This window comes from Flavobacterium azooxidireducens, from assembly GCF_023195775.1.
Lineage (GTDB): Bacteria > Bacteroidota > Bacteroidia > Flavobacteriales > Flavobacteriaceae > Flavobacterium > Flavobacterium azooxidireducens.
On record NZ_CP096205.1, the window covers coordinates 3,086,485 to 3,101,231 of the forward strand.

General features: G+C 31.0%; 14 protein-coding genes. 10 read left to right on the forward strand and 4 right to left on the reverse strand.

Features of this window, described 5'->3' with window-relative positions; genetic code table 11:
- Nucleotides 1–57 precede the first annotated feature (57 nt).
- Entirely contained in the window at nt 58–1,002 is a 945-nt protein-coding gene (locus M0M57_RS13320; protein ID WP_248433523.1) for a LysR substrate-binding domain-containing protein, read from the reverse strand.
- A 107-nt stretch (nt 1,003–1,109) separates the two neighbouring features.
- Between M0M57_RS13320 and M0M57_RS13325 the strand changes: the two genes are divergently transcribed.
- The 8 genes from M0M57_RS13325 (at nt 1,110) to M0M57_RS13360 (ending at nt 6,678) form a co-directional block, all read left to right on the forward strand.
- Nucleotides 1,110–1,589 (forward strand): Dps family protein, encoded by a 480-nt coding sequence (locus tag M0M57_RS13325; protein ID WP_248433524.1) that lies wholly within the window; start codon nt 1,110–1,112, stop codon nt 1,587–1,589.
- Between the two features lie 66 nt (nt 1,590–1,655).
- Entirely contained in the window at nt 1,656–1,946 is a 291-nt protein-coding gene (locus M0M57_RS13330; protein ID WP_248433525.1) for a hypothetical protein, read from the forward strand.
- Nucleotides 1,947–2,017: 71 nt separating this feature from the next.
- Nucleotides 2,018–3,616: a SulP family inorganic anion transporter gene (locus tag M0M57_RS13335; protein WP_248433526.1), complete on the forward strand. Its 1,599-nt coding sequence runs from the start codon at nt 2,018–2,020 to the stop codon at nt 3,614–3,616.
- A gap of 21 nt (nt 3,617–3,637) precedes the next feature.
- Entirely contained in the window at nt 3,638–4,273 is a 636-nt protein-coding gene (can, locus tag M0M57_RS13340) for a carbonate dehydratase (RefSeq protein WP_248433527.1), read from the forward strand.
- Nucleotides 4,274–4,479: 206 nt separating this feature from the next.
- Nucleotides 4,480–5,031, forward strand: coding sequence for a hypothetical protein (locus M0M57_RS13345; RefSeq protein WP_248433528.1), 552 nt, complete (start codon nt 4,480–4,482; stop codon nt 5,029–5,031).
- 87 nt (nt 5,032–5,118) lie between these two features.
- Nucleotides 5,119–5,673, forward strand: coding sequence for a hypothetical protein (locus tag M0M57_RS13350; protein ID WP_248433529.1), 555 nt, complete (start codon nt 5,119–5,121; stop codon nt 5,671–5,673).
- Nucleotides 5,674–5,689: 16 nt separating this feature from the next.
- Complete coding sequence (locus M0M57_RS13355) at nt 5,690–6,271, forward strand: hypothetical protein (protein WP_248433530.1); 582 nt, start codon at nt 5,690–5,692, stop codon at nt 6,269–6,271.
- Entirely contained in the window at nt 6,268–6,678 is a 411-nt protein-coding gene (locus M0M57_RS13360) for a lipocalin family protein (protein ID WP_248433531.1), read from the forward strand. Before M0M57_RS13355 ends, M0M57_RS13360 begins: the two co-directional genes overlap by 4 nt.
- A gap of 12 nt (nt 6,679–6,690) precedes the next feature.
- Here M0M57_RS13360 and M0M57_RS13365 read toward each other — a convergent pair whose 3' ends face one another.
- A complete protein-coding gene (locus tag M0M57_RS13365) occupies nt 6,691–7,884 on the reverse strand; it encodes an LETM1-related biofilm-associated protein (RefSeq protein ID WP_248433532.1) in 1,194 nt (397 codons plus the stop codon).
- Nucleotides 7,885–7,968: 84 nt separating this feature from the next.
- Nucleotides 7,969–9,057, reverse strand: coding sequence for a M42 family metallopeptidase (locus M0M57_RS13370; protein WP_248433533.1), 1,089 nt, complete (start codon nt 9,055–9,057; stop codon nt 7,969–7,971).
- 86 nt (nt 9,058–9,143) lie between these two features.
- On the opposite strand from M0M57_RS13370, the gene M0M57_RS13375 reads away from it, so the two are divergent.
- The gene (locus tag M0M57_RS13375) at nt 9,144–9,845 is read left to right on the forward strand and encodes a DUF4294 domain-containing protein (RefSeq protein ID WP_248433534.1); all 702 of its coding nucleotides are present in this window, start codon (nt 9,144–9,146) and stop codon (nt 9,843–9,845) included.
- A 47-nt stretch (nt 9,846–9,892) separates the two neighbouring features.
- Complete coding sequence (locus M0M57_RS13380) at nt 9,893–10,828, forward strand: TerC family protein (protein ID WP_248433535.1); 936 nt, start codon at nt 9,893–9,895, stop codon at nt 10,826–10,828.
- A gap of 537 nt (nt 10,829–11,365) precedes the next feature.
- On the opposite strand, the gene M0M57_RS13385 is transcribed toward M0M57_RS13380, so the two are convergent.
- The gene (locus M0M57_RS13385) at nt 11,366–14,668 is read right to left on the reverse strand and encodes a T9SS type B sorting domain-containing protein (RefSeq protein WP_248433536.1); all 3,303 of its coding nucleotides are present in this window, start codon (nt 14,666–14,668) and stop codon (nt 11,366–11,368) included.
- Between the last annotated feature and the right edge of the window lie 79 nt (nt 14,669–14,747).

Below are 14,747 nucleotides of genomic sequence, written 5' to 3' on the forward strand. Positions count from 1 at the left end.
TGATATTTTTAGACTGATAAACCAAAATATATAGAATTCTAATCCTATTGAATTAGTTTACTTCTTTTGAATCGGACTAATTATCTGAATGTCCTGAAAAGCAATTGCTCCTCGAACGACGCCACTAATTACATTGCGTAAGGCATCAATAATGTGAATTTTCAGTTCATTTTTTGGATAAATTAAACTTACTTCACGAGCCGGTTTCGGATCTTTAAAATGTTTAAGCTTTGCTTTATCTTTTTCCTTTAAATCCAACGTATGAAGATAGGGCAGAAGTGTAGTTCCTAATCCTTCATCTGCCAATTTTATTAAGGTTTCAAAGCTTCCACTTTCAATGTGAAAATTAAATTTATCAGAGTTTCCGGGATTGTTTTTGCATAAATTCAAAATTCCGTCTCTAAAACAATGTCCGTCTTGAAGCAATAAAATTTCATCTAAATTTAAATCGGAAACTTCAATTTCTTTTTTATCAAAAACGGCATGACTTTCAGGAATGTAAGCCACAAATGGTTCATAAAACAAAACAACTTCTTTAATTTTTTCTTCTTCCAACGGAGTGGCAGCAATAGCGGCATCCAGATGACCATTTTTCAACCTAACAATGATTTCATCAGTGTTTAATTCTTCAATAATTAAATTGACTTTCGGGTATTTTTTAATAAAATTATTTAAAAACATCGGCAATAAAGTAGGCATAACGGTTGGAATAATTCCTAATCTAAATTCGCCACCAATAAATCCTTTTTGTTGATCTACAATATCTTGAATTCGATTCGCTTCGTTTACGATGTTTTTGGATTGATTTACAATTTTCTGACCAATTTCTGTGAGTTGAATAGGTTTCTTAGTTCGGTCAAAAATTTGAATACCGAGTTCTTCTTCAATTTTTTGAATTTGCATGCTCAATGTTGGTTGCGTAACAAAGCATTTTTCGGCAGCCAATGTAAAATTTTTGTGTTCGGCTACAGCCAAAACATACTGTAATTGAGTAATTGTCATTTTGATAGTAAAATTTGATGCAAAGATAAAAACTATCAATTTTATTTATACTATTTAGTTTATTTTTTTTGTAAATTTATTGTATAAAAAATTTAAATTACAATAAAATGAAAACGAACAGTTTAGGGTTAGATTTAAAGAAAACAGAGGTATTGGCGGCCGAATTAAATATTTTATTAGCAAATTTTCAGGTGTATTATCAAAACTTAAGAGGATTACATTGGAACATTCGTGGTAAACGATTTTTTGATCTTCATGTTAAATTTGAAGAACTTTATAATGATAGTCAATTGAAAATTGATTTAATTGCCGAACGAATTCTAACATTAGGAGGCAGACCATTACATACATTTGAAGATTATATCAAAAATAATAAATTGTTTGTAGGTAAAGATATTTCTAAAGATGAAGAAGCTGTTAGCTTGGTTGTCAATTCATTAGCTCAATTGTTAAAAATTGAACGAGTGATTTTGAAACAATCAGATGAGGCATTAGATGAGGGAACTAACTCAATGATGAGCGATTTTATCAAAGAACAAGAAAAAATAATGTGGATGATGAAGGCTTGGTTGGAAGAAGAAATATAGTTAAATTTACATTAAATTATAAAATAATATTCGGATACAGTTTTTTGAAAAACTATATTTGCAACAATGAAAACAGTTGTTTACATAGCTATATTTTTATTTGTAACATTCCTATCGTTACCCACAATTGTTGGAGTATTAGATGATGATGATGCGGATGTTTCTATGGTTTATAATATGTCAGAAGAAGAAGAAGTTCACAAATCTTTTAATTTAAAAGAAGCTATTAAAACCTGTAAACAAGTTTTTTCTCTTCGATTTGAGATGCCTGTTTCAAAAAAAATTGTGACTGAAAATCATATTCAATATGATTCAGTTTTAGAAGAAATCTTTTCTCCTCCTCCAGATTTATCTTAATGAAATAATCCACGTTAACTAACGGGATTAGCAGTTTTTGCTATCTATTCATTATTATATTTTCAAGGTCAATGACAAAAAAAACAAATCTTTTAGGTCACCTAAAATCAGATTTTGCATCCGGTTTGGTGGTATTCTTAGTAGCACTTCCTTTGTGTTTAGGAATTGCTTTAGCATCCGGTGCTCCGCTTTTTTCCGGAATTATTTCAGGTGTAATCGGTGGTATTATAGTTGGATTTTTAAGTAAATCTCACATCAGTGTTACCGGTCCTGCAGCCGGTTTAACGGCCATTGTTTTAACAGCAATTACCGATTTAGGTGCTTATGAAATCTTTTTAACCGCTGTAATTATCGCAGGACTTTTACAACTTTTATTAGGCTTTTTAAAAGCAGGAAGTATATCTAATTATTTTCCCACCAATGTTATCGAAGGAATGCTTGCGGGTATTGGTATTATTATTTTCCTAAAACAAATTCCGCATGCTGTTGGCTATGATAAAGTGAGCGAAGGAGATACTTCTTTCTTTGAAAAAGGTGGTTCTAATATGTTTGAAACGATTGTTGATGCTTTTAATTATATCAATTACGGTTCCATTATAATCACATTAGTAGCTTTAGCTATTTTGATTTTATGGGATAAAGTTCCGTTCTTAAAAAGTTTAAAATTAGTTCCGGCAGCTTTAATTGCTGTTTTTTCAGGGATTATTATCAATGAAATTTTTATAAGAACTGGAAGTGTACTTCAAGTATCAAGTGATCATTTAGTTTCGTTGCCAACACCATCTTCTTTTACAGAGTTTAAAGAAATGTTTGTACTTCCCGATTTTTCAATTGCTACACTTAGCAATCCTAAAGTTTGGATAGTAGGTGTAACCATTGCCATTGTTGCTTCTATTGAAACATTATTGTGTATTGAAGCTGCTGATAGAATGGATCCATACAAACGTTTTACAAACACCAATGTGGAATTAAAAGCTCAAGGATTTGGTAATTTATTAAGTGGTTTAATTGGTGGTTTACCTATGACTTCGGTTGTTGTACGTTCTTCTGCCAACGCAAATGCAGGTGCCAGAACAAAATCTTCGGCAATTATTCATGGACTTTTATTGATGATTAGTGTGCTCACAATTGCTCCTTTTTTAAATAAAATTCCATTAGCAACATTAGCAGCAATATTACTTTTAATTGGATACAGATTAGCTAAACCTGCTCATTTCATCCATTTCATTAAAAAAGGAAAGTACCAATATATTCCATTTATTGCCACTGTTGTAGCTGTTGTATTTTTAGATCTACTTAAAGGAGTTGCGTTAGGTATGCTGATTAGTATTTTCTTTGTTTTGAGAGGGAATTTCAAACGAGCCTATTTGTTCAAAAAAGAAGATTATCATGATGATGATGTCATTCATATTCAATTGGCTCAAGAGGTTTCTTTCTTAAACAAAGCGGCAATCAAAAACACATTGAATAATTTACCTGAAAAATCAAAAGTAGTGATTGATGCATCAGATACGGTTTATATTGCACATGATGTACTTGATTTGATTGAAGAATTTAAAGACATTAGAGCCGTGGATGAAGATATTGAGGTTGTTTTAATTGGCTTTAAAGATGCCTATAATCTAGATAATAGTGATGAAGGGCAGCATGTTTCCCTTAAGAAAGAATAAATAATTTAAAATTAAATAAAAATGAGCGAGTTTTATAAAAAAATATTAGACAATAATAAGCAGTGGGTTGAAAATAAATTAAAATTAGATCCGAATTTTTTTGAAGGATTATCAAAAGGACAAACTCCACCTTTATTATGGATTGGATGTTCAGATAGTCGTGTTCCTGCAAACGAGATTATTGGTGCAGCACCAGGCGAAGTTTTTGTACACAGAAACATTGCTAACATGGTTATTCATAGCGATATGAATATGCTAAGCGTTTTAGATTATGCTGTAAACGCATTAAAAGTGAAACATGTTATTGTTTGCGGACATTATGGCTGTGGTGGTGTAAAAGCCGCCATGGGAAATAGTTCTATCGGTGTCATTGATAACTGGATTAGACACATAAAAGATGTATATCGTTTTCATCAAGCCGAATTGGATGACATTGAAAATGAAGATGATCGTTTCAATAAATTTGTAGAATTAAACGTAAAAGAACAAGTGTTTGATTTAGCTAAAACATCTATCGTTCAGTCGGCTTGGAAGTCAGGTCAAGATTTAACGATTCACGGATGGGTTTACGGATTGAATTCCGGTTACGTAACAGATTTAGGTGTAAACTTCAAAAATAACGATGAGTTAGACGAAGTTTATCAGTTGAAATTTTAAATATAAAGCCATCTTCGGATGGCTTTTTTTATAAGAATTATTTAATAATTTTCTTATATTTGAAATTCAATAATTTATCTGCCATGAAAATAGCATTAATTGACGACCACAAAATTATTCTAGAAGGTTATAAAGCAATTTTGATTTTAAAAAAAATTGAAGTTATCTTTCTACATTCGTTTGTAAACTTATTTTTTTCGATTTGAATGAAAAAAATTATATTAATATACATTATATTTCTATTTTCTTCATGCAAAATAAATGGAAGCTTTCAAGGGCTTTACAGTTATTATCATAAAACAATTAAAGAAAACCCCAATTTAGTTACAAAATATAATTCTGAGACAGACTGTGACTTAGCAATTGAAAACAAAGTTATTAGTATCAATCACATCAATTTAAAAAAATGTTTGAATCAACATTCAAAAGCACTGATTTACATTTGGAAACCTAAATGCAAAAGTGAATTTTGTTATGCTTTAAATATTATTCAAGACCGTTGTTTGAAAAATAATATTGTATTATATGTTGTCGCAGAATATTATGATTCTAAATTAATGTCTATTGACTATAATTTAAAACGATCTATTTATGGAATTGATGTTGAATATTACAATACAAATTTAACCGAAAAATATCTTCCTCTTTTTATAAATGGTTTAACTACAAATGAATCGAAAATAGATAATTTTATATTTTTTGAAGATGGAAAATTCAAGGAATCATTCCAAAAGATTAATAAAATAGATAATTTGTAATTGTTGGAGCATTATATAAATATACTATCAACTTTTAATCAAAACTCTCATTAAAAATCGAAAGAAGCATTTGCGGAATAAACTAAAATGAAAAGAATTTTTATGCTATTCTTACTATTTAATTTTGCTTTTGGTTATTCACAAAGCCAAAAGTTTAAAATTGAATATATAAATATGTCGTCTCTTTCTATTACAAAAAATAAAGAGAGTTATTTTTCTAATTATAGTAAGGATAGCATAAAAACTTTTGATGGTCTAAGTTTTGACCTAAATACCATTCATGGTATAAAATTTTTTGGTCATGTTGCTTTATCAGTTGGTATGAGTTTAGATTGGAACATAAACAAAAGTTTTCTGTCAACACCTTATATCGTTGATCTAAGGGTGTTTTCAAGTAAAAATTCAGACAACAGTTTGTTTGCCTACTTGCAAACCGGACAAAATATTAAATGGTCTGATTCATTTAATGGAAATGGAACCTCCTCAAAATTAGGAGTGGGAGCAATTTTTAAATATGACGAAAATTTATCTCTTTTTATTGATCTTTATAAAAAATCGAAACAAGTTCATATCGAAAAATTAAGAGAGAATGGCTATTATAATATAAGTGGTTTTGGTATTTCGGTGGGTGTTATCTTTTAAAATAAAAATTTAAAAAATGAAAAAAGTTTTATTTACATCAGTCGTAACAATGTGTTTTACTATTTGTTTTTCTCAAAGCAAAGGGGTAGAGAGTTCACTATTTAATTTACAAACAGGACTTTTAGGAGCTTGGGTTAATAATGAAACAAAACTAACAGAGAGCATTGCTTTACGGAGTGAAATAGGATTTGACGCAGGAATCTTTGGCGGAGATGTGTATGGTGGAAATTCAGGACTGTTTTTAGCTCCAGTAATTAGTCTTGAACCGCGATGGTATTATAACATTAAAAAAAGAGAAACTAAAAACAAAAACATATCTAATAACAGTGCAAATTTTTTTACAACTTCTATTAGTTATCATCCCGATTGGTTTGTAGTAGGAAAAGACAATTTACAGGTTTTCAACCAAATGTCATTCATTCCAAAATGGGGAATTAGAAGAAACATTGCCAATAGCAATTTTAATTTTGAAACTGGAATTGGCATTGGTTATCGATATTATTTTTTAAAACAATACGGCTATATTGATAATGATAGTGAAATTGTTTTAGATTTACATTTACGTATTGGATACACTTTTAAAAAAAATAACAAATGAAAAAATTTATAATAGTATTAAGTTCACTATCCTTAATAGGCTGCTCTAATGATGATGAATCTACACAAACTCAACAAAGTATTTATGGTAAATGGTTTCATAAAGAAATTGTAGTTAATAATATTGTATTTCCTTATGACGATCATGAACCTTGTGGAAAAGATTATATTGAATTTTATGATCAAAATAAAATAAGAAGTATAGATGTTTGGGATTGTGAAGAAGATGTTGATTGGATTGGTTCATTTGTTAAAACAAACAACAATCTGACTATTTCTAATGGTTCTGAAAGTAGAACAGTAGAAATAATTGAACTAAATGAGAATTCTTTAATTTATCAATATCATTATGATGAAAATAATGATGGTATTAATGAACACTATATTGAAAAATTTACACGAAATTAATTTTTAGAAATTCTAATCCAAATTCTCATTAAATGCCGATGGAAGCATCTGCGGAATAAATTTTATTAAAATAGGTAAAAGCAAACTACCGCCCGGTAGCAAAAAAATTGTTAATGATGGAATTGTTTTGCAAACATCCAACAATTGTTTTTTCATTCGTTTTTTTTCATTGGCATCTAATTCTCTTGTGGTTGAGGCGGCGAGAAGTTTAACCAAATCTTTACTTTCCGTCAATTCTTTATATAATCTTTTTCTATTTCGCGTAATGAGCATAACCACACTTTGCGTGGTTTGATCATAAAAATGCTTAATAGGGTTGGAATAATTAAAATACGGAATATCAGCTCGGTATTTCTTGATAAATTCATCAATCACCATTAGACTTTCAACAATATAAAATCGTTCTAATTTTAAAATAGAACCTAAATCATATAAAAAAGCAACTTCATTTTTTTCCAATTTTTCATCACTCCAAATTGCCATTCCTGCCAAATCCATGACATAATATTTTTCTAAATCGGTTTGAAGGAAATCCAAATTCAATGCATTCAAATCACTTATCTTGAATCCTGAAAATTTGGTATAGCGAACGGAGGTTTCAAATAATTTAATCAATAAATCATCATAATGCGATTTGTTTGATTTTGTTGTTAATGAAAATGTAACAACACCAACAATAATTTCTTCTAGTTTTTGAACATAACCTTTGGTTAATTCACCGTTTACCAAATAATTATGAAAGGCTAAAACATCAATAAACAAAAGTGCATTCGTAACAATATGCGAAAAATTCTTGCTCACAATATTATCATTCGTTTGAACTCTGGAATCGATGATTTTTTCCAATTGAATGGCTTTACTTTCAGATGGTAAAATCTTTTTAAAAAACGAAAATCCCTTCGGATGCATGAGATTATAAAAATCCAACGTCAAATCTATAAAATTCCCTTTTTCAGGATTTTTTTCAGTTAACTGATAAATGCCAAAAAGTGTATTCAATAACGCAACTTTAGAAACTTCCTCAGATGTCCAACCTTGCATAGATAAAGGCTCAAGAGTATCAATACTCACAACATGACCGTAAATAAATCCGGTCTCTCTTGTTCTGCAATAAAAATCCTTCGTGTTGTATAAATAAGGCGAATTCAACAAATAATATTTGCTGAAAAATTTATCTACCCAACCTTGTGCAGAAGGATTAATCATTGTTTTAATTTTTATGCAAATCTATCGTTTTTAAAATAAAAATTCCCGAAAAACACAGTCGGGAATTTTAAATTTTAGTTATTTTTATTTGAAGTAGGAGAACGTTTCATTATTCTCAATTTTCAGTATGGTTTCATAAATTAACTTAATCACATTTTCTACATCGTCGCGATGAACCATTTCCACCGTGGTGTGCATATAACGAAGAGGAAGCGAAATTAAGGCCGAAGCAACTCCACCATTACTATACGCAAAAGCATCGGTATCTGTTCCTGTAATTCGTGAAGAAGCTAAACGCTGAAACGGAATTTTCTTTTCTTCCGCCGTGTTAATGATTAATTCACGTAGATTATTTTGCACAGCCGGAGCATATGTGATTACCGGACCTTTTCCAATTTGTGTTTCACCTTCAATTTTTTTGTCGATCATTGGGGTAGTGGTGTCGTGACAAACATCGGTTACAATAGCAACGTTTGGTTTGATGGTTTTGGTAATCATTTCGGCACCACGCAAACCAACTTCTTCTTGAACCGAATTTGTAATGTATAATCCAAAAGGCAATTTCTTTTTGTTTTCGTGTAATAATCGGGCAACTTCGGCAATCATAAATCCGCCCATTCGGTTATCGATGGCACGACAAACAAATTTATTTTCATTCAACACCATAAATTCATCCGGATAAGTGATGACGCAGCCCACATGAACACCCATTTTTTCCACTTCTTCTTTAGTAGAACAACCTAAATCGATAAATAAATTATCAATGCGAGCCGTTTCTTCTTTGCCACGATTTCGGGTATGAATTGCCGGCCAACCGAAAACTCCTTTTACAATTCCTTTTTTGGTATGAATGTTCACGCGTTTCGACGGTGCAATTTGATGATCGGAACCACCATTTCTGATTACATAAATTAATCCGTTATCGGTGATATAATTCACATACCATGAAATTTCATCCGAATGACCTTCTATCACAACTTTATAAGGAGCATCGGGGTTTACAACGCCAACAGCAGTTCCGTAAGTATCAGTAATAAACGTGTCAACATACGGTTTTACATAGTCCATCCAAAGTTTTTGACCCTCAGATTCATAGCCGGTTGGAGAAGCATTATTTAAATAATTCTCTAAAAAAGTGAGCGATGATTTTTTTAGTATGGTTTTTGCAGACATATATTTTGTATTTTTTTGCTAAAATATAAATAAGATAACACAGTTATAGTATAAATCTTTACTTTTGATTTTTATTTATGAGAAAAATGAAACCCAATCTACTATTTTTAGTATGCTTACTCTTTTCAACCGTTGCTTTTGGTCAGGAAACTGAGACAAAGAAAGATTCTACGGTGATTTATTATTTGATTGGTAATGATTCTATTCTTCGCACATCGCTTGATTTAGAAGAAGTTGTTGTCACCGGAAAAAAATCAAATAAAGAGGATGAAGATCGTAAAAAGTTTCTTTTGCTACAGCAACGTGTGTTAAAAGTTTATCCTTATGCTAAAGCGGCAGCAGATAATTTGACCAAGCTAAATCAAAACATGGGCAAATTTAAAACTGAAAGAGAAAAAAAGAAATATTTTAAAATAGTTGAAAATTATCTTGAAAACGAATTTGAAGAACAACTCAAAAAATTGTCACGCAAGCAAGGACAAATTTTAGTAAAACTTATTCATCGTCAAACAGGAAAAACAACATATACATTGGTTAAGGATTTGAAAAGTGGTTGGAAAGCTTTCTGGGCAAGCAACACGGCAAAAGTGTTCGATATCAATTTAAAGGAAGAATATGATCCTTTTGCAGTGACCGAAGATTTTTTGATCGAGAGTATTTTGATTAAAGCATTCAACGAAGGAAGATTGCAACGTCAACCACCGGCAAAATTCATTGATTATACTGAACTTTCAGCCACTTGGAAAGACAAAGTTCAAAAAGCAAAAGACAAACAAGCCGAAAATTAATTTTATTTTTTGATTCATATTTCTGATTACATTTACACAAAAAAGATATGACAGTTTGGATTATTTTTATTGCGTGCATTTTATTGTTTTTAGCCTTAGATTTAGGTGTTTTTAATAAAACCCCTCATATTATTAGTTCAAAAGAGGCTGGTATTTGGACAGGTATTTGGGTCACTATGTCTTTTATTTTTTCGGGTGTTATTTATTGGCTCTACCAAAATCAACACATAGCAAATCCTGAAAATTATGAGCCCGCCATTGCTTCGATGAAATTCATTACCGGATATCTCATTGAGTTATCTTTGAGTGTGGATAATATTTTTGTGATTGCTGTTATTTTTTCATCTTTCAAAATCCCACAGAAATATCAGCATAGAGTTCTCTTTTGGGGAATATTAGGAGCGATTGTATTTAGAGGTTTAATGATTTTCTTTGGTGTGATTCTAATCAATAAGTTTAGTTGGATGACTTATATTTTTGGACTCTTTTTGTTGTTTACAGCGGCTAAAATGTTGTTTAAAAAAGACGAAGAACAATTTAATCCTAAAAAATCATTCATTTATCGAAACCTCAGAAAAATAATGCCCATCACCATGCACATGGAAAAGGAGCATTTTTTTGTTAAGCGGAGACATATTACAGCCGCTACACCTTTATTTGTGGCATTAATCGTAATTGAGTTGATGGATGTTTTGTTTGCCTTAGATAGTGTTCCTGCAATTTTAGCAATTACACCTGATCCTTTTTTGGTATTTAGCTCAAATATTTTTGCTATTTTAGGTTTGCGTTCCATGTATTTCTTTTTGTCGCACATGCTTAATAAATTTGCTCACCTGGAATATAGTTTGATTGCAATTCTTTCATTTGTAGGTATAAAAATGCTATTGGTACATCACATTAAATTCCCGGAATGGGTTTCATTAGGGTTTATCGCCCTTGCTTTAGGTATAGGAATTATAGTGTCTCTACGAAGTAAAGACTAGAAATGCTTGAAAAATAACCTTTTATCGATTTTATATTCCTATTAACAGAATTATTTTTTTTAACTAGAACACTAGCATACTTTTGACTCACCATAAGTTAAGTAGGTTAAGTTTATGGAATAAATTTGGGGCAAAAAGGGTGAAAGCAATTTCACCTTTTTTTTTGGAATAAACTGAACAAAAAAAAGACTTTTGATTTCAAAAGTCTTTTTACGTGTAGTGGTTTTTGGTTTTTGGAATTATATAAAACATAGCATTTCGCAAAAAACGAAATACAAATAATATATTAAAAAGGGGATTTGTTGTTTTGGAGATTCAAAATTATAAAATATAAATTTAATATCATAAAAAAAGCTCCTCAAAAAAGAGGAGCTTCTTCCCAAATTTATTCTTAACCCTATAAAGGTAACTTGTTTCAAAGATAAATAAAACAATAAGGTTAGCCAACTAAAATTGTGCATTTTCGACGAAATGCACTAATTAACAGTTTGTTAAGAATCAAATTAATCAGAAATTAATCAAATTTGAAAGTGTGATTTAACGTTTTAAACTGAAATGTCCTTTATGAACACGACCGTCGTTTCTATAGATCATAAACCAATAATCTGTAGAAAATAAAGGTTGACCGTTAAAAGTTCCATCCCAACCTTCGCTTTTTGAATTAAAAACGGTAATTAATTTTCCATAACGGTCAAAAATATGGACAATGAAATTTTCTTCTAAACCGGAATCTTTAATGAACCATGTTTCATTATATCCATCTCCATTTGGAGTAAAAAACCGTGGATAATATAAAAGCCAAACCAATTCTGTAACTGTTCCACAGCCAATCGTATCTTGAACATATACTGTATAAACTCCGGGCAGTAAATTGGTAAAAGTGTTTTCAGTTTGATAATTCATTCCGTCTATAGAATAAGTATGAAATCCAATGTTATTTGAATTTATAGTAATTTCATTTTGATTTTCTGTCCAATCTACGGTTGTAATCGAATCGATAACCGGTGGTTCTGAAATAGAGACTGTAATTTCTTTACTATTTTCACAAATTAGATCGGAGTCAGTAAAAGTTGTTGTCGCGGTAACAGTTATATTCGATATACCTGGTGTTGAGGTAGTAAACGAAGTTCCAATTGTGCCATTTGACCATTCATAAACCGTATTAGGAGAAGGATTGTTAATGGTTATCGTAAACGGTAATTCATCACAAAATAAGTAATCAGAATTCAAATTAATTGACGGAGTCTGTCCCACAAAAACATCAAACGTTTTGACTTCATAACAAGAGGGAAGTAGGTTGAGTATAATTCTAGTGTAAATTGTTTGCGGATTAGAAACCGGGTTAAAATTCTCAGGATTTGTTATCGGATTGAGATTTTGTTGAGAATCAGTTAACGATGTATGAAAACTAACGGTATATTCATTTAAGTCATCCGGATTAATTATTGTTGAGATTTGTGTAGTCAGATTAAACCGTTCATTATTGCTAATCAAAGGAACACAAACTGTCATATCATCTGGGTCAAGACTATTAATGATTGATTTTAAAGTATCTACATCAAAAACCTGCGTTTTAATGTTTCCACATGAATCTTCTATTTGGAGAGTATATAAACCCAATGGAAGGTTATAGAAAATAGGAGAGTTACCATTATCAATATTAATAATTTCGCCATCTTTTAGAATTAATTTATAATTAATGGGAGCTTGTCCGATGGCATTAATGACAATATCTAATGTTCCATTGTCTGTGCAAGGAGAACGATTAATATCAATAATTTCTAAGGCTTCATTAAATACAAAACTTGGATTAAAAATTTCTAAGCAAACTTTGGTTGCAGCAGTCTGATTTGCAATTTCGTTTCCATTTTTATAAGAATTAAACTTTCTAACAATTCGAAATTCGCCATTAAAAACAAAGTTGAAATTTGTAGTATTGTTTGCTAATATGATTGAATTTGTTGCATTTGGAGTACTATCAGGAGGATAAATTACATTTGTTGCAGGATGTCCCCAAGTATCTGTTAATGGATCAATTAGTTTTTGAAGCCAAAAGGATTGCCCATTTGTTCCGTTGCTCAAAAAACTTAAATTCACGTCAAATGAACCACAATTAAAGATTGGATTAAAAGCAGAATTGTTTATAACATATTCAGTTAATGTAACAGTTATAGAATTAAAAAAACCACATTCGTCATCCACATCAAATGAATATTCACCAGGAGGCAAATTATTCATAAAAAACACACCATCATTGGATGTAATAAAATTAGAAGCATTAAACGGAATGTTCTGTTCAAATGAACTGGGAGCATTTGTAATAATTATATTCGTAATACTGGCATTATTGCTGTCTATTCTGATTGATGTTTTGCCAACTTCACAACCAACTCTTTCGGTTACTTCTAAACCTTCATTTTCATAAACCGGCACTTCTATATCGTCAATTATATATGTAATATTGCATTCGTCAACAATTGTTATTTCATAAAATCCAATCGGAACCGGGTCTAAAACAATAACTCCATTAACTAATTGATTTGAAACATCATGAGGTAGAGGAAAAGGATAACTAGTAGGAGCAGCAACTACTGTTGCACCTAAAATTTCATTAACCGGTATAGTTATTCTGATAAAACCATTATTTTCATAGCAACCATTATTTCCTGTTCTAATACTTGGGATAATAGTGTTTTGCACGACAGAGAAAGCGACCGTTTGAATTTTTCCGCAAGAATCTGTAATGGTAAAACTATAATTTCCTAGCGGAACCAAATTATCTGCTCCACCAAAAACAATAGCATTAGAAGTAAAAGGACCTGGGTAATCTGCATTAAAATCTCCAGGTACAAACCCCGGTGGTACAATGTCAAAATTTAGTTGAAAAGGCGGTGAGAAATTAGCCGTATTAATTGTAAAATAATTAGAATCACAGGGTTGTCTATTCAACGTAACGGTAACGGAACCCGTTAAATTAGCAATAAAATTTTGGTTAGTAATTGTTCCACAATTATCAGTAATTTCAATAGAATAATTAAAATTTGTAGAATTAAAGTTTGGAAATGTTTCATTAATTGATGTTTCCAATGGATTTCCAGATGTAATGGTTTTGTTGATGGTATAACTGGGTGAGCCATCAGGTGGAAAAATCGTGTATGTAATTTGTAACGGATAAGCAATCGAAGTTCCTGTATCAGGAGTAATTTGGTTAGTAATTACTGTGAAATCACATGAAGGAGGAAATGTATTACTCAAAACCGGACTTCCAATAGTTAATCCGGAGGCTGAATAGGAAACCGTAAATGTTGTTACCATTGCAATTCCGCACTCATCAAAAACACGAATTGAGTAGGTTCCTTCCGGTAAGTTTGAAAAAACATTTGAAGTTTGTGGTGGAAACAAAACAGGTCCGGCAGTAATTTCAAAACTAGATGCTGTACCTGAATTTACGCTTACTGTTACATTACTAACATCACTACAAGATTGATTAATATAGCCAACAGAAAAGGTTAGTGGTGTAAATGTATTTGTAATTATTATAGTGCTTTGCTTTGTTGTGGTTTGATTTTCAACTGTTTCAGTTGCCACAACAAGATATTCTCCTGCAACGAGACCATTAATTAAAGGAGCTGTTGGCGTTGCATAGGGAACTGTTGTGTTTGGAAGTTTAAATACAACAAAAGAAATTGTTCCGGATGGATTTGCATTAGAAATCACAAATTCAATTGATCCGTTACCCGGACAGCTTTCGTTTGTGCCAGATAAATCAAGTTCAAAAGCCCATATAAACTGAGCAAACAACAAGCATGTTAGTGAAAATACTATTCTGAAAATGCTCATTTCAACAATTTTATCAAATTTAATGCTTACGATAATAATTCTTTTATTTAACTTTAAAAGAGCTAAACATTTCACCTGA